Here is a 20,712-nt window from a genome sequence, read left to right as displayed (position 1 = left end):
TTTTCCATAGTGCTATAATGAACCATGAATAGGTTAACTTATACGTATTTAAACAAGAAAGGAACGATCTAAATTGAAGAGAGTTCGTTGGGGTGTTATCAGTACAGCAGAGATTGCCCAAACACAGGTCATTCCTGCCATATTACGATCAGAGAATGCAGAGCTAGTTGGTATTGCCAGCAGAGGTAGCAAAGCCAAAGAAATTGCAGAGAACCTCACGGTACCGTTTGCCTATGATTCCTATGAAAAGCTGTTAGCAAATCCAGAAATTGATGCCGTTTACATACCGCTTCCAAATCATTTACATAAGAATTGGGTGATTGAAGCAGCAAAGGCTGGCAAGCATGTCCTTGTTGAGAAACCTGCTGCATTAACAGCTGAGGAAGCAGAAGAAATGATTGAATATTGTCGTAAGGAAAATGTGAAATTTATGGAAGCCTTTATGTATCAATTCCATCCTCAACATGAACGTGTTCGTGAAATCTTGGCCTCGGGTGAACTTGGTGAGATTAAATTTATGCGGGCAGGCTTTTCTTATTTTCTTGAAGATAGACAATCAAATATCCGCATGAAAAAGGAGATGGGTGGAGGTAGTATTTATGATATCGGCTGTTATTGTATTCATTCCATTCGGTATCTATTAGAATCTGAACCTGTCACTATTAAGGCCTTTGCGGAAATTGACCCTCAAACTAATATTGATCTTGCAGCGATTGTTCATATGGAGTTGGAAAATGGTATCAGATGTGTGTTTGATTCTAGTTTTGACATGGCATTTAGAAATGAATATGAAATTGTTGGGACAAAAGACAGGCTCACTGTACCGTACGCCTATCGGCCTGATGTGATGGAGCAAGATGCTGTTATTCGTATAGGGGACCGGACTGAGAGGATAGCTGGTGATTCATATAAGGTGCAAATCGAACATTTTTCCAAAGTCATTTTAGAGGATTCAGAACCTTCCTATTCAGGAATAAAAACTCTGCAAAATATGCGCGTAATTGATGCTTGTTATCGTTCAATAGAAGAAAAGCGGGTTGTTTCATTATAGTAGTGAAGTGACTGCTTAAGAATTGTGACAGACTTAAGAACATTTATAATCTCTTAGTTTATTGAGTAGACAAACTAAGTGGCCGGTGCTATAATCTGATTATCGAGGGTCAGATAACAATCTTTTAACCCTTTATAAGCATATAAAAAAATGAATGAATCATAATACTTCTAGGAGGAGTAACGACATGGCTTATTTCGAATCAGTTAACAAAATTAAATATGAAGGCGCTTCATCTACTAATCCTCTAGCTTTTAAATATTATAATCCAGAAGAAAAAATTAATGGAAAATCAATGGAAGAACTTCTTCGCTTCTCAGTAGCATACTGGCATACATTTAATGCTGATGGTTCTGATCCATTTGGTGTAGGTACGGCTATCCGTCCATGGAATCATCTTCAAGGCTTAGACCTTGCAAAAGCACGCGTTGAAGCAGCATTTGAACTTTTTGAAAAATTAAATGCACCTTTCTTTGCTTTCCATGATGTGGATATCGCTCCAGAAGGAAGCACACTAAAGGAAACAAATGAAAATCTAGACGTGATTGTATCCATGATCAAGGATTACATGAAGACAAGTAAAACAAAATTACTTTGGAACACAGCTAATATGTTCTCAAATCCAAGATATACTCATGGTGCAGCGACTTCACCGAATGCAGATGTTTTCGCTTATTCTGCTGCAAAAGTTAAAAAAGGCTTGGAAGTAGCAAAAGAACTAGGCGCAGAAAACTATGTATTCTGGGGCGGCCGTGAAGGCTATGAAACACTACTAAATACAGATATGAAGCTAGAGCAGGACAACCTAGCGCGTTTCTTCCATATGGCAGTTGACTATGCAAAGGAAATTGGTCTAAACGTTCCATTCCTAATCGAGCCAAAACCAAAAGAACCTACAAAGCATCAATATGATTTCGATGTGGCTACTGGAATTGCCTTCTTACAAAAATATGATTTAACAGATTACTTCAAGTTTAATATCGAAGCTAACCACGCTACACTTGCAGGTCATACATTTGAGCATGAGCTACATGTTGCACGTATCAACGGAATGCTTGGATCTGTTGATGCAAACCAAGGTGACACACTTCTTGGCTGGGATACAGATGAATTCCCAACAGACTTATATTCAAACACATTAGCAATGTATGAAATCTTGAAAAATGGCGGTTTAGGTAAAGGTGGCTTAAACTTTGATGCAAAAGTAAGAAGAGGATCATTTGAGCCAGAAGATCTTTTCGAAGCACATATTGCTGGTATGGATGCATTTGCTGTAGGACTAAAAGTGGCAAACAAACTAATTGAAGACAAAGTGCTTGATAGTTTTGTAGAAGATCGTTATAGCAGTTATACAAATGGAATCGGGTTAGATATTGTGGAAGGTAGAACAAACTTCCGTGAACTAGAAGCATATGCTCTTGGACTAACTGAGATTAAGAATAAATCAGGTAAAACAGAGCGCTTAAAGGCCTTAATTAATCAATATCTACTAGAAACAATTTCTAAATAAGAATCATGAAAATGTGCTGGAAGTATTTTGCTCCAGCACATTTTTATAGAAAGGGATGATACTTTATGAAATACGTAATTGGTGTTGATCTCGGTACAAGTGCGGTAAAGATATTGCTTGTCAATCAAAAGGGAGAGGTTTATAAAGAAACCTCAAAATCTTATCCGCTTATTATTGAAAAATCTGGATATAGCGAACAAAACCCGGAGGAGTGGGTTGAAAAAACCACTGCAGGGCTGGCTGAATTAATCGAGCAATTTGATGGAGATGTAAATGACATCGAGGGCATTAGTTTCTCCGGACAAATGCATGGGCTTGTTTTATTAGATGCAGAAAACCAGGTTTTAAGAAATTCTATTTTATGGAACGATACAAGAACAACAAAGCAATGTGAAAAAATCTATGAGGTTGTTGGAAAACAGCAGCTTTTGGAAATCACAAAGAACCCTGCTTTGGAAGGGTTTACATTACCGAAAATTCTATGGGTACAAGAGAATGAGCCTGAAATTTTTGAACGTGCAAGCGTATTTATGCTTCCAAAGGATTATTTGCGTTATCGCATTACCGGAAATGTTCATATGGAATACAGTGATGCTGCAGGGACGTTATTGTTAAATGTAGCTAAGCGAGAATGGAGTCAAGAAATATTAACTCATTTTAATCTTTCTCCTGAGTTTTGCCCACCATTAGTAGAATCTCATGACTTTGTTGGTACCGTGAGTGCAGAATTTGCCCAAGTTACGGGATTATCAGAAGCTACAAAGGTGTTTGCAGGCGGTGCGGATAATGCCTGCGGTGCCATTGGTTCAGGAATTTTATCAGAAGGAAAGACCTTATGCAGTATTGGAACATCTGGTGTTGTCCTTTCTTATGAGGAGAGAAGTGACCTTGACTTTGAAGGTAAGGTTCACTATTTTAACCATGGAGAAGAAAATACGTTTTATACAATGGGTGTGACTTTGGCTGCAGGCTACAGCTTAAGCTGGTTTAAGGATACATTTGCGAAACAGGAAGCATTTGAGCAATTTTTAGAAGGTGTCGACCAGGTGCCAGCTGGCAGCAACGGCTTGCTGTTTACTCCTTATATTGTAGGAGAGAGAACACCACATGCAGATTCAACTATTCGTGGAAGCTTTATCGGAATTGATGCGGCACACGAACGGAAGCATTTTGCCCGTGCTGTACTAGAAGGAATTACCTTCTCCTTACATGAATCGATAGAGATCTTCAGAAGTAGTGGAAAAACAATTGATACAATTATTTCCATCGGTGGCGGTGCTAAAAATGAAACATGGCTGCAGATGCAGGCAGATATTTTTAACGCAAAAATTGAAAAGCTGACAAGCGAGCAAGGTCCTGGAATGGGAGCAGCTATGTTAGCGGCTTATGGCTGTGGCTGGTTTGCTTCCTTAAAAGAATGTGCGGAAGTCTTTATTCAAACTTCAAAAACCTATCATCCAGTTCCGGAAAATGTGGAAAACTATAAGAAGCTTTTCTCCATTTATCAGCAGGTGTACACTCAAACCCAAACTTTGAATGAGCAGCTGAGAGAGTTTAGAAAGTAATGATCAAATGATCAGCCACAAAGATGTCCAGAAAAGCTTAGAGTTTTGATGAGCTAAATATCAAAAAAACCCCACCTCCGTGGGGCTTTCTTTTCATTCACCCTATTTTCATTTATGAACGGATCATCAAATAGGTTGAACAGAACAATTAAAGGGAAGGAAGAATGAAATGAAGGTTATACAAGAGAACTTAGGTCAAATTAATAACCAGTCTGTTTTTTCATATACGTTGAAAAATGATGATGGCTTTGAAGTAACAGCGATTAATTACGGTTGCATCATTACGAAAATAATGGTTCCGGATAAAAGCGGTCAGGTTGAAAACGTTGTTCTTGGTCATGACACGCTAAAGGAATATATCGAGGACTCCAGTTTTCTCGGTGCGGTTGTAGGACGTGTGGCAGGACGAATAAAAGGTGGTTCCTTTGAACTGGATGGAACTACATATACCTTAGCGCAGAATAATCATCCCAATCATCTGCATGGTGGGATTAAAGGATTTAATAAAGTAATTTGGGATGCAGAATTAATGAATGATGGAGTTCGTTTTACATATTTAAGCAAGGATGGGGAAGAGGGTTATCCAGGAAATCTTTCTGTTGAAGTTATTTATAGACTAACGAACGATCATGAGCTATTGATCCATTATAGTGCGCAAACTGATCAGAAAACTTTATTAACCGTTACGAACCACTCTTATTTTAACTTAAGCGGAAATCTTAAAAGGGACGTATTAAATCATACGTTAACCCTGAAAAGTAATCAATATTTGGAGCTTGATCAAGGTTTTATCCCAACTGGGCATATGGCAGATGTTGAAAACACACCATTCGATTTTACCAGTGAAAGGGCTATAAAAACGGGGGCTGAATCGGAACATCCGCAAAATATATTAGTGGGAAATGGGTATGACCATCCGTTCCTGTTGAATGCAAATCATGAAAATGAAATAGTTTTACAGGACCCTGAAAGCGGGAGAGCTCTAACGGTTGAAACCGATGAACCAGCTGTTATTGTATACTCTGGCAACTCTTTAGCACCAGAAGGAGCTTTTCGGGAGGTTCCTTCCAGAAAGTACTTAGGTATATGTCTGGAAACACAGGCATTACCTGACGCCATTCACCATCCTCATTTTCCATCCATCGTGCTTGACAAAGGTCAGCAGTATGCAACACATACAAAGTATAAGTTTGGATTAATAGAGGATAAAATAGACTGATTGGTGTAGAGGCTTGGTAAGGATATAATATGAAGAAAGGGAGATGGAAAAATGAAATACCGTGAGTTGGGGAATACAGGAATCAAGATTAGTGAAGTGAGCTTTGGAACCTGGGCAATCGGTGGCTCATGGGGTCAAACGAATGATACAGAAGCACTTAAATCCTTAGAGTTTGCAATGGATAAGGGTGTTAACTTTTTTGATACAGCAGATGTATATGGGAACGGTCATAGCGAAAGGTTATTAGCTAAAGCGACAAAGGGGAAGGAAAATCAAATTTACATTGCGACAAAATTCTGCCGACAAGGCGATATTTTTGATCCGAAGAACTACAGCTATGAAAAAGTGAGTGCTTATTGTGAAGATAGTCTCCGCCGTTTGAATCGGGAGGCCATAGACTTATATCAAATTCATTGCCCAGCAACTGAAATTTTGAAAGACGGCAGTGTATTTGAAGTGCTTGACCGTTTGCAGAGCGAAGGGAAAATCCGCCACTATGGTGTTAGTGTAGAAACGGTGGAGGAAGGGTTAATTTGTTTGGAGAATCCAAATGTTAAGAGCTTGCAGATTATTTTTAATATGTTCCGCCAAAAGCCTTTGGAAAAGTTAATCCCGGAAGCTTCTCAAAAAGGGGTGGGGCTGTTGGTTAGATTACCGCTTGCTAGCGGTCTCTTAACTGGGAAGTTTACTGCAGATCATGAATTTGAAAAAGACGACCACCGTCGTTTTAATGAAAATGGAGAGGCTTTTAATGTCGGTGAAACCTTTGCTGGTCTTGGATTCCAAAAGGGTGTCGAATTAGCAGATCAGTTAAAGTGGATTGGAGAGGGCCGTCCAACGATGGCAAGTGCAGCACTGCGCTGGATTTTGGACCAGAAAGAGATTACTGCCGTGATTCCTGGTTTTAAAAATTTGAAACAGGTAGAGGATAATCTGGTTGCACTGAATACAAAGCCATTCTCTGATGAAGAAAAACAAAATATCCAACGCTTTTACAATGAGAAGGTAAAGGATTTTATCAGAGGACCTTATTAATAGTAGAGTTGATCCTTTATATATCACTGCCTATAGAAAAACGAGACTGTCAATGGATAGTCTCGTTTCGTTTAAAGCTAACTCGGTGATAATATTATAGAAGCAATGTGGAACTTTGTGTTTGGAGGGATTATATGAATAATGCGGCTAATCGTGCATATGCTGCCACAGAATGGATAACTAGATTTGCTTATATTAATTTATTATGGATAGGTTTTACACTGCTAGGACTGGTCGTCTTTGGATTTTTTCCGGCTACAATTTCGATGTTTGCGGTTATTCGTAAATGGCTTATGGGTGAAACGGATATTCCTGTTTTTCGAACCTTTTGGGAATATTATAAAGCTGAGTTTTTTAGAAGCAATGGATTAGGACTCATCCTTGTGATTGTCGGTGGACTTATTTTTCTTGATTTATTTTTCATGAGGAATGCAGGGAGCAGTTTTATGAGTATCATTCAAATTCCCCTGTATATCTTTATGTTTGCGGTCGTTCTGACTATATTATATTTGTTCCCGGTTTATGTTCATTATGAGTTAAAGCTTACCCAAATCATCAAAAATTCATTTTTAATGATGCTAATTAACCCCATTGAAAATATCGTTATGATTGCTGGAATTGTATCGATGTACTTTGTGTTTCGATTCCTCCCGGGATTAGGCTTTTTCTTTGGTGGAAGTCTCACCGCAGCGCTTATGATGGCCACCTGCTTTTTAGTTTTTAAAAAGATGGATAAAAAGAAGCAAATAACTTAACTTCATTCAGCAAATGCTTTTTGTACCAAAAGTTTGCGACAGGTACAGAAGTCCTCCACTTCTGCAAGTGGGGGATGAATGTAAGTGGTTCTACGATTCAGTGGGGGGCAAACCTAGGCTGAATGAAGTGAAGCCTCCGGTGAATGTCTTGCGATTTCTTAAAGATAGTTTACCGAGTGAGCGCAGGTAATCCGGACGCAAATTCGACGGTCGAATTTGATCAAATACAAATGAAAAGACAGCTTGGAAAGCTTCCTGTAAAAGAGAATCTTTCCAGCTGTCTTTTTCTATTAACCATTTAACCTTTTACAGAGCCTGCTGCCATTCCTTCAACGATTTTATCACTTAGGAATAGGAAGGCTAGTAGAATAGGTACAATACTGATGACAAGAGTAGCACCAATAGCGCCCCAGTCTGTTAGGTATTGACCTACGAAGTTATTGATCCCAACTGTTAATGTCTTCCACTTATCAGAGCTAATGAACGTGTTAACAAATACGAACTCATTCCAGTTGTATATCATGTTAATGATTCCTGTTGTTGATAGTACCGGTACCGTCATCGGCAGGGTAATCTGGAAGAAAATACGGTGAATCGAACAACCATCCATTACGGCAGCTTCTTCGATTTCACGCGGGAATGTTTGATAAAAACCGAGTAATATCATAATGGTCAACGGTAAGTTAAAAGCCGTATAAGATAAAACAATGGAAATTGGGCTGTCAATTAAGTTCATGCTGTTATACATATTGAACAAAGGAATTAACGTAGAGTGCAGTGGAATCATGTAAGCGACTAAGAATAATCCAAGGACAAGACCGCTAAACTTCCAGTGCATCCGTGTAACTGCAAACGTTACGAAACTAGCAAGAATGATTGTTAGGGCAACTGATAATACTGTAATCCAGACACTATTGAAGAAATAGAGTCCAATATTTCCAGATGTCCAAGCTTTTGTATAGTTTGCCCATTGGGGATCCTGCGGTAACGCAAAAGGAGACATCCCAAATACTTCTTGATTTGTTTTTAATGAAAAGAAAAGCAGCCAAACTAATGGGTAAATCTGAATAACAGCAAATATTCCTAATATAAGATAAAGAAATCCAAAGCCGATTTTGTTCAAGTAAGATTTCTTTGCATTATTGGGAACGGGAAGATCCAGTGCTGCTGATTGTTGTGAACTAACCTTACTCATTTTATTTCACTCCCCCTTATTATTGAACATCCTCTTTAGATTTCGTTAATTTCGAAGTTATTAAAGTCATAACAAGACAGATGACTAATAGTCCAAAACCAATCGCACTACCATAACCGAAGTTATTCAATTTAAAAGCTTCCTTATACATATAGGAGGCCATTACTTCACTTGCTCCGTTTGGACCGCCACCGGTCATAACGTAAATTAAGTCAAAATATTTTAATGAACCAACAACTGCAAGCATTACGGTTACTTTAAAAACGCCAGAAATTAGTGGTAATTTAATTTTGAAAGCAATTTGTAAAGGGTTGGCACCGTCAATTTTCGCCGCCTCGATTACTTCATCTGGAACATTTTTTAACGCTGCATAATAAATAAGAATATAAAAACCTGCGTATTGCCAAATAACGGGGATGAAAATAGCATAAAGAGCAATGGCTGGATCTGCTAGCCAAACAGGTGTATTTTCTACACCGAACATTTCAAGTAATCTATTGGCCATACCGTTAGTAGGGTCGAAAATCTTCATCCATAACTGTGCAATGGCAACAGATGATAATAGCATTGGAATTAAATAAATTTTGCGTAATAAGTCTGAACCTTTAATTTTACTTGCTAATACTAGAGAAATAGCTAAGTAAAGTAATAAACTCGCTGTGGAGAAAATCGCTAGTAATAATGAGTGCCATGTACTCGTCCAGAATACTTTATCCTGAATCAAGGTAACGTAGTTATCTAGACCAATAAATGTCATTTTGCCAATACCGTCCCAATCCATGAGACCGTAATAGCCTGATAATGCAATTGGAATATAAATAAGGGCTAGAACGAGAAATAAAGCAGGGAGTGTATAAAGGGCGATTACAAATTTATTTGACATTACCTTCTTCATGTTGGTCTTGTCCCCTTCCTTTCGATAAAGAAGAGGACATATTTAATTCAATATGCCCTCTTTCTAAGTAATAATTATTTCTCAGCAGCAAGAGCGTCTTCCTGTGCTTTTGTAAAGTCTTTTGGAGTCGACTGTCCACCGAATAATGATTGAATCTGATTTAAGTGAACATCTGCTACTTTAGCTGACATTTGAACATCCGCATAAAGTGTAAGGTTAGTAGCATTTTCTAAATCTTTAAGAATGTCAATGTACATTGGGTGAAGGTCACCGTTAGATGTGTCAACGAAAGTTGCAGGGATCACACCAGCATCAACAACAGAGCGCTTGCCCCACTCTTCAACTAGATAAGAAACAAATGCTTTTGCTTCGTCTTTCACTTTAGATTGATCAGATACGAATAGACCAACACCAGGGCCACCTACATAACTATCAATATCCCCTTTTCCGCCTTCATAAGCTGGGAACTTGAAATAACCTACTTTGTCCTTGAATTCTTGTGATACATCTGGAGTTGTTGTATAGTTTGGTAGCTCCCAAGTTGCCATTAAGTACATAGCAGCTTGTTCATTCATGAAGTAGCCTTTTGCTTCATCATTTGATAGACCGTTATATCCTTTAACAAATGCTCCCATATCAACTAGTTTCTTGACTTCCTCAGCGGCTTTTACTAAAGCTGGGTCTTCAAAGCTTCCAGTACGGTCGATAGCATTATTTAATACTTCAGGACCACCGATACGATCTGCAAGGTACATATACCACATAGAGCCTGTCCAGCGGTCTTTGTTTCCTAGTGTGATTGGAGTTACGCCGTTATCAGAGAGTGTTTTAACAACATTTAAGAACTCGTCATATGTTTTTGGCGCCTCTAGATTATATTTTTTAAAGATTTCTTTGTTGTAGTACACAGGAGTGATATTTAACTCAAGTGGTACGGCGTATGGCTTTTCGTCAACCGAGAAAGCATCAAGCGTACCTGCGACGAATTTATCCTGCTCTACAATATCATCTAAAGGAGCGAACATTTCTCCGTCAACGAATGGTTTCATATAACCAGCTGCCCACGTAATCCCTACATCAGGAAGTTCGTTTGAAGCTGATAATACTTTGATTTTTTCCTTGTATTGCTCATTTCCAAGAATTTCTGTTTGGATATCTACATCAGGGTTTTCTTTTTCGTAAGATTTGATAATGTCATCAACAATGGTAAACTGAGCATTTGAACTGCCCTCAGGCCATAAATGCATCATTTTAACAACTGTTTTATCACTACTATTACTGCTTTCCTTACTTGAATCATCTGAGGATGAGCAGCCTCCTAATATTAAGCCGCCAGCTATTGCCATAGACATTAGCGCGGTAAACGCTTTCTTTTTCTTCACTATCAAAACCCCCTAGTGTTTATTCTTCTCTCTTACAAGAATTAGTTTACCATTAGGAGGACTTTTGATATAGGTAACGATGATTGGGAAAAATACTACTATTTTTAGAAAGCCCTTTCATTGTGTGTTTTTCGGTAGGCGCTTGGTGTCACTCCTTCATTTTCTTTGAATAGTTTTATAAAGTATTTTGAGGTTTTATAGCCGACTTCCTCAGCAATTTCATTAATAGGGAGATTGGTTGAAATCATTAATTCTTTAGCGCGCTGAATTCTTCGTCTTGTTACATATTCACTGAAGGTGAGCTTGACCTGTTCCTTAAACAGTACGCTGAAATAACTAGGATTTAAGTGAATATGACCAGCTACATCCTTTTGATTTATTTCATGCTTTAGGTGTTGATCAATATAGGCAATAGCCGCGCGAATTGTGTCTTTCGTAGAATCAATTTTCGTGTTGGCATCGGCAATTTTTTCATCCACAACTTTCTCAATGACTCCAACACGCAGCTGCTTTTCCAAGACTTGCACAGCGTCTTCAACGGCATCAATCAGTTTCTTTTTACCTACCGGTTTTAGAAGATAATTAACGACACCAAGCCTTATAGCTTCCTGGGCATATTCAAATTCGGAATAGGCTGAAATGACAATGACCACAGGATTGATTCCCATTTCCTTAATATTCTTTAATAGCTGTAGGCCGGTCATCTCGGGCATTCGAATATCGGAAAGCAAAATATGGATTCTTTTCTCCTTCGCAAGCTGAAGGACCTCTTTTCCGCTTGTCGCAGTGTGGATTGTAAATTCACCATTATTCCAGCGCTCTAAGGTTCTTTGTAAGCCTTGCCGTGTTGTTGGTTCATCATCAACGACTACGATATTTTTAGTAAGCACTATCTTCCCCTCCATCAACCGGTATTTCAAAAGATACTCTTGAACCTATATTCAATTGACTGTCAATCTTTAGCTCTGACTCTGAGAATCCTTTATAATACAATTGCAGACGCTTATAGACATTCGAAATAGCCATGCCTTTCCCGCTTGATTGGGAGGTCCCGCCAGTTTTCATAGATTGAATGACCCACTCAAGCCGCTCTTGACTCATGCCGGAACCATCATCTTGAACCGTAATGTTAATCCTCTCTATGTTATCCTGTGAAACAGGTATAACTGTTACAGAAATATGACTGTCTCCAGCTTTATTGCCTGCTCCATGGACGATAGCATTCTCCACTAAAGGTTGAATGATAAGTTTAGGTATTCTTACATGCTTATATTCTAGCGGAACAGAGACATGCCAATGCAATCTGTCACCAAAACGCATTTTCATAATTTCCATATAGTTGTCGATATGCTGAATTTCATCCTTTAAGTAAACCCAGTCATCATCCGTTTCTTTTGTGATGGTATAGCGAAACAAATCTGACATAGCAACAACAAGCTCTGATAATTCTTCCTCGTCTTTTTCTTCAAGTGACCAATGCAGTGCATCTAATGTATTAAAAAGAAAGTGAGGGTTAATTTGTGCCTGCAGAGCCTTCAATTCGCTTTGACTCCTCAGGATTTCTTTTTGATAAACCATTTGGATTAAGTGGTTTGTTTCCTGCACGAGCTGATTATACGTTCTGTTTAATTTATTAATTTCATTGACAGAAGGGACCATGGGATTCATGGTTAACGAACCTTCACAAGCCTGCTGCATCGTTTTTGTAAGTTGCAAAATAGGTCTTGTTATAATAGTTGATAGGAAAATGGAGCAAATCGTAAAAATTAATCCTCCTGCAATTCCTGATAAGATAATGCCTGTCCGAATACCTGTTATACCCTCTGTTAGTGAGCTTACAGGAGTTAAAATAATAGCAGTCCAATTGGTTAATTTTGAGTCTTCTTTAATAATTAAATAATCCTGCTGATTTAGTTGGACGATGTTTTCATTGTTGTTAATGACACTCTTAATGTTACCGATATAGTTTTGAATGATTGGATTTTGATCCTGGTCTATTAGAACGAATTGATTGTTCTCGTAAAGTTCTTTTCCCATATAAAAGTAATTTTTGTCAATACTGATGAGAAGATATCCGCCATTCTTAAACTGCCTCTCTAGTAGACTAACGCTGCGAATGGCAAGGAAGTTGTTTTTATCGTTAGGGTCAGCGCCAATCCAAACCATTCGTCCTTTTGCTTTATTCGCTTCGTCTATCCATTTATCATCTACACGACTCATTAACGATCCTTCACCCAAGGGAAGAATACGTTTGTGATTATTGGAATAGAGCTGAATAGAAAAAATACCTTCTGTATTTCCCATTATTCTATTCACATGTCCCATTAATTGCTGTCGGTCACTAAAGGTTATGTCATTTCCATCATAAACATCTGTTAATTTTTGCTGGACTGCCTCGTCCGTTGTCACAAGTCTAGAGGAAATATTAATTTGTTCATAAAGGGTATCTATTCGTCCATTTGCTTCAAGAGCTACTTGCTGTATTTGTTTTTCTGCATTATTTTTTAATAATGTTGAGACTTGTCTTAGCGTAAGTAGACTGACAATTAAGAGAACAATGATCATAACGATTAAAAAGATAAACAAAATTTGGTTACGCAGTGTATTCCATTTTTTTAGTTGATTCAGCATTCATGGCTCGCCTCTCTCAAGTCTAAGAGTACTTTGTTTAATCATTATACATTGTTTCTTTAAGATTTAATAATTTTTCCAAAAATACAATGAAAAAACCCCGAATAACAGGCACGAGTGAACGTACCTGTTATTCGGGGTTTATGAAGCTATGACATGAGCATTTTACTCACTCTCTGTATGAATTCTCTTTTCTGTGTCTTTATCAAAGAAATGCAGCTTGTTCATATCAAGGGCAAGCTCGATACTAGTTCCTGCTGCGATATGCGAGCGCGAATCGATACGTGCCACAAGTGCTTGACCTTCTAAAGAAGAATAAATCATTGTTTCCGCCCCTGTTAGCTCAGATACCTCTACGTTGATCTTAATCGTTGTATCCTTATAGGTATCGATAAAAATTTGTTCATCATGGAAATCTTCTGGACGAATTCCTAGGACAATCTCTTTTCCTACATATCCTTCCTCGCGTAATACCTTCATCTTTCCTTCTGGAATCCCGATAGAAGTTTCTCCAATCACAAACTTGCCATCCGCAATTTTTCCATTAAAGAAGTTCATCGCAGGGGAGCCGATAAAGCCACCAACAAAAATATTTTCTGGCTTCTCATAGACTTCTTTCGGAGAACCTACTTGCTGGATAATTCCATCCTTCATCACAACAAGACGAGTAGCCATTGTCATGGCCTCTGTTTGGTCATGAGTAACGTAAATAGTGGTTGTGTTTAAACGGCGGTGAAGTTTGATAATTTCTGTACGCATTTGTACACGGAGTTTAGCATCAAGGTTGGATAATGGCTCGTCCATCAAGAAAACCTTAGCATCACGTACAATGGCACGGCCTAATGCTACACGCTGACGTTGACCACCTGAAAGAGCTTTTGGTTTACGCTTTAGGTATTCCTCTAGCCCCAATATTTTTGCTGCTTCTTTTACACGACGGTCAATTTCATCCTTTGGAAAATTACGCAGTTTCAGGCCAAAAGCCATGTTGTCATAAACTGACATATGCGGATAAAGGGCATAGTTCTGGAATACCATTGCAATGTCGCGATCCTTAGGAGCTAAATCGTTCACTCTTTGATTATCAATGTAGAAGTCGCCTTTTGAAATTTCCTCAAGTCCGGCAACCATTCGGAGAGTAGTAGATTTTCCGCAACCAGATGGTCCAACAAAGACGATGAATTCTTTATCTTGAATATGAAGATTAAAGTCATTTACAGCTGTAACTTTGTTGTCATAGATTTTATATATATGTTCTAATTTTAATTCTGCCATTTTTTTAACCTCCTAGATGTAAGGGTTTACAATAACAATTTAACAGGTAGGAGATTTTTAAGCGTGGGCAATCTGCACAAAATCATCGCTACATTTTTTATGCAGATTGGACATTACTCTAAATTTTTGGCTAACAAACAGGCAATATAGACGGTTAGTATACTATTAATATTTTTTAAATCGATGGTTGTTTTTTCAGAAAAACGATTCAGCCGATATTGCAAGGTATTTCGATGGACGTATAGCTTCTTGGCTGCAAGGGATGTATTTGAATGACTTTCGAGAAAGACCTCCATGGTCTCTCTTAGTTCAGAATCATCCTTTAAAGTTTGTATAACATCGTTATGAAGAAGTATACTTGATGCGCTTGGTAGATTAACGGCTAATAGTGTAGGAAAAATATTTTCAAAGGTAAAAATCCGTTCTTTAGTAGAATGATTTAACGCCTCAAAAAAAATCTCCCTTTCAAGGAAGAAGGAATCTCTCAACTTCTTTGTTCCGTTTCGGAATTTCCCTATATAAAAACGGGACTTAATATAAAAGTCACTTTCAAGCGTGATAGAGATGGACTGGAAATCATCTCCGCTGTAAGCAAGCTCATTTTTTTCTTCAATAATGACTCCATTGAATTCATCAAGCCAGATGAAGGCCAAACATTTATGGAAGAATTCCTTGATAGCCATTTCAGTATTTTTGATTCCTTGATCCATGGAATTAATTTGAAACTGGATAAAACGGATTTGCGAATTTTCATGAACAGGTAAATTCTCTTTGTTGAATAGGAAAGAAAACCACTCTTTTGCTGAACCGGCTAAATTTACTGATTGCTCAAGAGAGACCCTTTCATAAAGAGTGCTCAATAGCTCAAGTTCGCTTTGATTTATATCCAACTTTGGAACTCCAAGCCAGAAGGAATCATTTCTTTCTTCCTTAAACCAATAAAACTCCTTACCTTCTATTGTAGGTGGAACACTCGTAGTGATTGCTGTTGGAAAGTAGGTCTGTAGTTTTTTTAGCATGTAAATCCCTCGTTTTATAATGTGAAACTTACCGTATACTATAAAATTAATATGCTTAAAAAGCAAGGAGCCTAGTTTGGGAGCTAAGGCCGTATGTCATATCTTTTAGGTGATTTTAGTAAGCATCAATAAATAATGAAAATGACCTATAAGAGAGCCAGTAAAATATGGGTTATTTATTAAAGTTAAGGACTCAAGCCCTATTTAATTTCCTGAGTATTTCTGAATACCAGTGACTTTTCAACTAAATTTTATGTGATTTTATGTTTTTGTACGATTTTGACTCGATTGATTTATTTGACGAGTTTTGTCATTATGTAGTGGGGGATTTTTTCAGGGGGAATTGGTTCATATTCCTTATTTAACACTATGAGGACAAACATTAAAAAAGGGGAGGCGTAGAATTTGTTGAAAAGGAAGAATATGCTTTGGACTGTCATGATAGCAGCATCGCTGCTTTTATCGGCATGTGGTGGAAATGATGAAAAAGCTTCAACAAACGAAGAGGAATCAACCAAAACTGAGGAAAATAATAAGAATGAAAAATCAGAAAAGAGTAACGAAAAAGACAAATCTGAGAAAAATGAAACGGCTAAGGGTAGTGGTGGAGTATTGAATCCATTTATTGCCGAGGAGTCAGAAGGAAATATTGAAGTCGTATACACGAATAATGAGCCTAATTATTCCCATGATATGAACGGCTTTAAAGTAGCAGTCGACGAGTATCAGATTGTAAGTTTAAAAGATATCCATAAAGATTACACATATGTATTTGATGATCAATCGGAGGGCTATATCATAACGGCTAAGGTTACACTTGAAAATACATTAGATAAGCCAATGTATTATACTCCTATGATTAATATTGAAGTAGCAAATGAATTTGAAATCTTCCCATCTCAATCAAGACTTTTTGTGGAAGACGAAAATACGCTTTTTTCTAAAAAAGAAAGTGATCCAGGCAAGTATGCAGCAGGTGAAAAAGTAACCGGCTTTGTTACGTTTGCACTGACAAATGAAGAGTATCAGTCATTAGCAACCGTTAATCCCAAATTAGTGATTGAGGGTGGAGCTGCAGATAATGATTCATTCAAGGGTTCCTTTAGAGGGGATGCAACCTTTGATTTTATCTATAGTGATGAACAGAAGGATCAATTAGCAAGCCAGCCTGCTTTTTATCAGGATGAATTGTTGCTACGTGATATGGCTGAGAAAAAAATGATATTTGAGAAAATGGATATTGGTCAAACACAGGTGCTTGGTGATGTTAATATCACGCTCGATGGAATTCAATATACAGAAGTGATTCCGACCGAAGCCTATAAAGAGGCATTTGTTGATTTTGGAGATAGCGGTATTGTAGCTATTACGATGAACTTTATTATCGATAATACATCACAGGAGCCTTTAAGTGCCTACTGGACATCAGGAAAATTAATTGTTGATGATACAAGGGCAACTTATCTATCTACAGGTCAGTTGGAGCCGGAGGGAGTAGATGAGATTAAGCCTGGTGAAAAAGGCGAAAAAATGATCGTCTTTTTACTTCGTAAGGATGAGTTTGGTATCTATAAGAAATTTGATCTTGAATTTGGACCGCTTCGTAGCATGGATAACCAGGATCTGGCAAAGGGCTACACAGTTACATTTGAATTACCAAGAGAATAATAGTATAGATACTTTCTATAGGTTTAAGTAGGTAAAGTGAAAAAAAGGCTTCTCAAGTGTTCGAAGAGCAGGTTGAGAGGTCTTTTTTTGTTTTGAAAAAAGGGGATTAAATGACTATTTTAGTAAAAATGATATAGGATGTAAGGTCAAGCATTAGTACTTTTTAGCTAATTCTAAATATTACAATATTGTTAAATATTTAGAATCCATTGATTTTTTTGGTGTATTTTGTCAATATATAGTGGTAATCAATTACATATATGGGAGGAGGTGAGAGAAATGAAAAAGGGGTTCACCTCTTTAATGCTTCTTATCCTCTTAATCATGGCACCTTCGATTTCCTTAGCTTCAGAGATTGAAAGTCCATTAGATTCATTGGGATTAACTGAAACGCTTGATAAATTAACAGGAGTAGTTAAACCAGTTGCAGTTAAAAATGAATCTAAGGAGGCTGCAGAAGGAATCAGCAGTATGGAAAGCGTTTCCAATTTAGTAACGTCTGCCAGCCAACCGGCTAATGAATCAGAAAGAAAGAGTCTTCTGGGAGTTGAGTTGAATTTGCCGATTGTTGGCAAAGTAAATCTCGGGCTTCTTACAAGTGAGAAAGGTGATTCCAATTCTAAACAAACAGCTAATTCTAGCGGATTACTAGAATTGGAAGTCTCAGATTCTAAAGTGCTAGGGGATGTAAAAGTAGGGGTTCTGACTAGTGAAACACAAGCTGATAAAAATTTGTCAGGGGGATTGGTGTCGATTGATGCTACATCTTCATTAGTTGACCTACATATTGGTATCGGTAACAGTGGAAAGGTAGAAAAAACACCTGATGAAGCTCCAGCGGATGAGCCTGTTTTGGAAAGTGATACTTCACAGCCGGTTGATTCTGATCTGCCAAGCGAGCAGTCGTCAATGCCTGCTCAGATTGAAAATCAAGCTGAACAAAAGGATATGACTGAGTCTGTTAAGCCGTCGTTATCAACAACAGAAAATCATGATGATATCGATCCTTTGCTGGATACAGTTAATCGTGAGTTGCCTATAGATTTAGATGAAACCTTTGCTAAGGCTGATTTCTTAGAAGGAAATGATGCAGTAGAAAGCTTTCCATCTATTGCACAAGTACAGTATTCTGCTGAAGATCTGGAGCAAATGGAAATTATCATTCATAAATTGAAGGATATCGACAGACAGCAGGTTTCTCCTACAGGATCTATGAACACGGCCGGATCCAGCTCTGGATCTGCAGGTGCTTCGAATGTAAACAGTAGTCTTGGAATAGCAGCATTTTTAGGCTCTGAATACTTGAGTGAAGTTGCGCTCTGCAGTCAGGTGTCAAATCGATTAGTTGAATTATCAGATCAATGGAGTAAATCTCCACCAACCGATCCACCCAAAGTATCCTTCTTCTTATACGCATAGATAAAGAATAATAAGAAGAAGGAGATTATAAAAATGAATAAAAAAGTTATTGTTAAATCATTAAAATCTATTTTAGTTACTGGAGTTGTGGCAGCAGGTCTTGCATTTGGAGCAGGTGCAGCGGGTGCTGAGGAAACGACTGCAGCAACACCATTAGCAGGAGCTACTTCTTTAGTTGGAACCGTTACATCAGCATTACCAGTTGGTGATGTAGTGGCAACTGTAGGCAGTGTCTTGCCGGTTGGGGATATTGTTTCTACTGTTACATCCATTGAACCTGTAGGGACTGTTACTTCTGTTGTAACATCTGTAGTTCCAGGAGAGGTGCTTGCACCAGTTGCGCCATTATTAACTAGCGCAGCTTCTACTGAAGTAACAGCAGCAAGTGCTATTATTCCAGAAGAACCACCTGTTGTAACAGGAACTCCTAAAGCTAAGGGCGATGGAATTATTAGCGAAGAAAAATCTTCTCTAATAAATTTAAGTCTAAAAAGCGATCTTCTAAAACCGATTACTGGTGATGTGAATGTAGATGTTCTTGGTGATAAAAACGTTGTTACAGAAGATGGAACAGTGAAACAAAAAGGGTTAGTTATAGCTGACTTAGATGATTCTCAGCTTCTTGGAGATACACATGCTGGTGTTCTAGAAACAAAACAAATATCTGCTGAAGATTACGAGTATGATTACAGTGGTGTAGTAAATGTAGATATCGATAAATCAATCGTTGGCGATGCGCATGCAGGTGTAATTGAAAAGGAATCTGTTGTAACAGATGAGTACACTTGGACACATAGCGGTGTAGTGATTGTGGACACCGATAATACTCCAATTGTTGGCGATCTTCATGCAGGTGTTTTAGAGGATGAAGAATATGTAGCAAGTAACAAAGGGAACAACCCTGGTAACGATGATGACAATAATAACGACGATGGAAAAAACAACGATGACGACGATAACAACGATGATGGAAAAAACAACGATGACGACGATAGCAACGACGATGGAAAAAACAACGATGACGACGATAGCAACGATGATGGAAAAAACAATGATGATGACGATAGCAACGATGATGGAAAAAACAACGATGATGACAATAATAACGATGATAAAAACAATTCAACAACACCAGGCTCAAATAATGGAAACAACGATGGAAATGGAAATTCAAAAACAGATACTTCTGTAGGTGCACTACCTAAAACAGGTTCTGCAATGGATTCAACTATTCTACTTATTGCTTCACTGATGGTGATGGCAGCTGGTTTGTTTATCAGAAAATTTAATCGTGCATAGTTGTTATTTTGGAGGAGGGTTCTAACCCCTCCTTTTTTTGAAATAAAGGAAGTGTGATAGTCATGAAAAAGCTAGGCAATATTTTTATCCTAATCGGAATGGCCTTATTGATATTTGTTGTTTATTCAAAGGTACAAACCTATATGGAGCAAAAAAAGCTAATGGAGGAATACACTTCTCTTGCCTTTTCCCAACAATCTAATGAGGAGGATAAGCTAACCCTTCAATCCTCTAAAAAAGGTGATACAATTGGAATTCTACATATACCTGAGATAGGTTTAGAAACACCGATTGTCGAGGGGGCGGACTTAAGTAATATTAAATTTGCCGTTGGGCACCTTCCTTCGAGCGGATCTATGAAAGATTTGGGAGAGAAAAATCATAATTTTGCTATTGCTGGTCATCGTTCCTATATTTACGGTAAATACTTTAACCGTTTAGATGAATTGAAAGAAAATAATAAGGTTATTATTTATATAGGAAATAAGGAATATACGTATAAAGTTGTCTCCAAAGAAATCGTTGAGCCAACTGATGTAGAGGTCGTAAAGCCTGTTAAGGGTCAATCACTTGTCACCCTAATTACCTGCCATCCAAAAAATTCGGATAAGAAAAGACTGATTGTATTTGGCGAATATGTTTCTGAAAGAACCTTTGACGGACATGAGATAACCGAAAAGCTAAAACTATAAAATATCACCTGGATGGTGGTATTTTTATTTTGGGATTTAACTTCATTCAGCATTCATCCTCCACTTCTACAAGTGGGGGATGAATGCAAATAGTACTTCGAT

The 20,712-nt window shown here is 37.9% G+C and carries 17 protein-coding genes; 10 read left to right on the top strand and 7 right to left on the bottom strand.

Going from position 1 to position 20,712, the window contains the following annotated elements; all coding sequences use genetic code 11:
• Window positions 1–73 precede the first annotated feature (73 nt).
• The 6 genes from BQ5321_RS21535 to BQ5321_RS21510 all read left to right on the top strand — a co-directional run bounded on the left by BQ5321_RS21535 (window position 74) and on the right by BQ5321_RS21510 (window position 7,135).
• Complete coding sequence (locus BQ5321_RS21535; RefSeq protein ID WP_071396416.1) at window positions 74–1,051, top strand: Gfo/Idh/MocA family protein; 978 nt, start codon at window positions 74–76, stop codon at window positions 1,049–1,051.
• 187 nt (window positions 1,052–1,238) lie between these two features.
• The gene (gene xylA, locus BQ5321_RS21530) at window positions 1,239–2,561 is read left to right on the top strand and encodes a xylose isomerase (RefSeq protein ID WP_071396415.1); all 1,323 of its coding nucleotides are present in this window, start codon (window positions 1,239–1,241) and stop codon (window positions 2,559–2,561) included.
• 65 nt (window positions 2,562–2,626) lie between these two features.
• Window positions 2,627–4,126 carry a xylulokinase gene (gene xylB / locus BQ5321_RS21525; protein ID WP_071396414.1) on the top strand — a complete coding sequence of 500 codons (1,500 nt, stop codon included), beginning with the start codon at window positions 2,627–2,629 and terminating at the stop codon, window positions 4,124–4,126.
• A gap of 169 nt (window positions 4,127–4,295) precedes the next feature.
• Window positions 4,296–5,345 carry an aldose epimerase family protein gene (locus BQ5321_RS21520; RefSeq protein WP_071396413.1) on the top strand — a complete coding sequence of 350 codons (1,050 nt, stop codon included), beginning with the start codon at window positions 4,296–4,298 and terminating at the stop codon, window positions 5,343–5,345.
• A 51-nt stretch (window positions 5,346–5,396) separates the two neighbouring features.
• Entirely contained in the window at window positions 5,397–6,380 is a 984-nt protein-coding gene (locus tag BQ5321_RS21515; RefSeq protein ID WP_071396412.1) for an aldo/keto reductase, read from the top strand.
• Between the two features lie 134 nt (window positions 6,381–6,514).
• A complete protein-coding gene (locus BQ5321_RS21510; RefSeq protein WP_071396411.1) occupies window positions 6,515–7,135 on the top strand; it encodes a YesL family protein in 621 nt (206 codons plus the stop codon).
• 298 nt (window positions 7,136–7,433) lie between these two features.
• Here BQ5321_RS21510 and BQ5321_RS21505 read toward each other — a convergent pair whose 3' ends face one another.
• The 7 genes from BQ5321_RS21505 to BQ5321_RS21475 form a co-directional block, all read right to left on the bottom strand.
• Window positions 7,434–8,330, bottom strand: coding sequence for a carbohydrate ABC transporter permease (locus tag BQ5321_RS21505; RefSeq protein ID WP_187143769.1), 897 nt, complete (start codon window positions 8,328–8,330; stop codon window positions 7,434–7,436).
• Window positions 8,331–8,349: 19 nt separating this feature from the next.
• The gene (locus BQ5321_RS21500) at window positions 8,350–9,225 is read right to left on the bottom strand and encodes a carbohydrate ABC transporter permease (RefSeq protein WP_071396410.1); all 876 of its coding nucleotides are present in this window, start codon (window positions 9,223–9,225) and stop codon (window positions 8,350–8,352) included.
• Between the two features lie 74 nt (window positions 9,226–9,299).
• Window positions 9,300–10,607 carry an extracellular solute-binding protein gene (locus BQ5321_RS21495; RefSeq protein WP_234978437.1) on the bottom strand — a complete coding sequence of 436 codons (1,308 nt, stop codon included), beginning with the start codon at window positions 10,605–10,607 and terminating at the stop codon, window positions 9,300–9,302.
• 104 nt (window positions 10,608–10,711) lie between these two features.
• Window positions 10,712–11,497: a response regulator transcription factor gene (locus BQ5321_RS21490; protein ID WP_139187854.1), complete on the bottom strand. Its 786-nt coding sequence runs from the start codon at window positions 11,495–11,497 to the stop codon at window positions 10,712–10,714.
• Complete coding sequence (locus tag BQ5321_RS21485) at window positions 11,487–13,238, bottom strand: sensor histidine kinase (RefSeq protein WP_071396408.1); 1,752 nt, start codon at window positions 13,236–13,238, stop codon at window positions 11,487–11,489. Before BQ5321_RS21485 ends, BQ5321_RS21490 begins: the two co-directional genes overlap by 11 nt.
• Window positions 13,239–13,403: 165 nt before the next feature.
• Window positions 13,404–14,513, bottom strand: coding sequence for an ABC transporter ATP-binding protein (locus BQ5321_RS21480; RefSeq protein WP_071396407.1), 1,110 nt, complete (start codon window positions 14,511–14,513; stop codon window positions 13,404–13,406).
• Window positions 14,514–14,626: 113 nt separating this feature from the next.
• Window positions 14,627–15,532 (bottom strand): PucR family transcriptional regulator, encoded by a 906-nt coding sequence (locus BQ5321_RS21475; protein ID WP_071396406.1) that lies wholly within the window; start codon window positions 15,530–15,532, stop codon window positions 14,627–14,629.
• A gap of 405 nt (window positions 15,533–15,937) precedes the next feature.
• Here BQ5321_RS21475 and BQ5321_RS21470 point away from each other — a divergent pair, with 405 nt between their 5' ends.
• The 4 genes from BQ5321_RS21470 to BQ5321_RS21455 all read left to right on the top strand — a co-directional run bounded on the left by BQ5321_RS21470 (window position 15,938) and on the right by BQ5321_RS21455 (window position 20,610).
• Window positions 15,938–17,200, top strand: a complete 1,263-nt coding sequence (locus BQ5321_RS21470; RefSeq protein ID WP_139187853.1) for a DUF5068 domain-containing protein — start codon at window positions 15,938–15,940, stop codon at window positions 17,198–17,200.
• 279 nt (window positions 17,201–17,479) lie between these two features.
• Complete coding sequence (locus tag BQ5321_RS21465; RefSeq protein ID WP_071396405.1) at window positions 17,480–18,619, top strand: hypothetical protein; 1,140 nt, start codon at window positions 17,480–17,482, stop codon at window positions 18,617–18,619.
• A 33-nt stretch (window positions 18,620–18,652) separates the two neighbouring features.
• Window positions 18,653–19,918: an LPXTG cell wall anchor domain-containing protein gene (locus BQ5321_RS21460; RefSeq protein ID WP_071396404.1), complete on the top strand. Its 1,266-nt coding sequence runs from the start codon at window positions 18,653–18,655 to the stop codon at window positions 19,916–19,918.
• A 62-nt stretch (window positions 19,919–19,980) separates the two neighbouring features.
• Window positions 19,981–20,610: a class D sortase gene (locus BQ5321_RS21455; protein WP_071396403.1), complete on the top strand. Its 630-nt coding sequence runs from the start codon at window positions 19,981–19,983 to the stop codon at window positions 20,608–20,610.
• Window positions 20,611–20,712: the final 102 nt, after the last annotated feature.

The organism is Bacillus tuaregi, assembly GCF_900104575.1.
Taxonomy (GTDB): Bacteria; Bacillota; Bacilli; order Bacillales; family Cytobacillaceae; genus Bacillus_BD; species Bacillus_BD tuaregi.
This window is presented reverse-complemented; position numbering and strand designations above follow the sequence as displayed.

Coding starts and splice junctions, on each gene's coding strand:
- BQ5321_RS21485 (WP_071396408.1), bottom strand. CDS start 13,238: ATGCTGAATCAACTAAAAAAATGGAATACACTGCGTAACCAAATTTTG.
- BQ5321_RS21515 (WP_071396412.1), top strand. CDS start 5,397: ATGAAATACCGTGAGTTGGGGAATACAGGAATCAAGATTAGTGAAGTG.
- BQ5321_RS21510 (WP_071396411.1), top strand. CDS start 6,515: ATGAATAATGCGGCTAATCGTGCATATGCTGCCACAGAATGGATAACT.
- BQ5321_RS21455 (WP_071396403.1), top strand. CDS start 19,981: ATGAAAAAGCTAGGCAATATTTTTATCCTAATCGGAATGGCCTTATTG.
- BQ5321_RS21500 (WP_071396410.1), bottom strand. CDS start 9,225: ATGAAGAAGGTAATGTCAAATAAATTTGTAATCGCCCTTTATACACTC.
- BQ5321_RS21465 (WP_071396405.1), top strand. CDS start 17,480: ATGAAAAAGGGGTTCACCTCTTTAATGCTTCTTATCCTCTTAATCATG.
- BQ5321_RS21480 (WP_071396407.1), bottom strand. CDS start 14,513: ATGGCAGAATTAAAATTAGAACATATATATAAAATCTATGACAACAAA.
- xylB (WP_071396414.1), top strand. CDS start 2,627: ATGAAATACGTAATTGGTGTTGATCTCGGTACAAGTGCGGTAAAGATA.
- xylA (WP_071396415.1), top strand. CDS start 1,239: ATGGCTTATTTCGAATCAGTTAACAAAATTAAATATGAAGGCGCTTCA.
- BQ5321_RS21520 (WP_071396413.1), top strand. CDS start 4,296: ATGAAGGTTATACAAGAGAACTTAGGTCAAATTAATAACCAGTCTGTT.
- BQ5321_RS21460 (WP_071396404.1), top strand. CDS start 18,653: ATGAATAAAAAAGTTATTGTTAAATCATTAAAATCTATTTTAGTTACT.
- BQ5321_RS21475 (WP_071396406.1), bottom strand. CDS start 15,532: ATGCTAAAAAAACTACAGACCTACTTTCCAACAGCAATCACTACGAGT.
- BQ5321_RS21505 (WP_187143769.1), bottom strand. CDS start 8,330: ATGAGTAAGGTTAGTTCACAACAATCAGCAGCACTGGATCTTCCCGTT.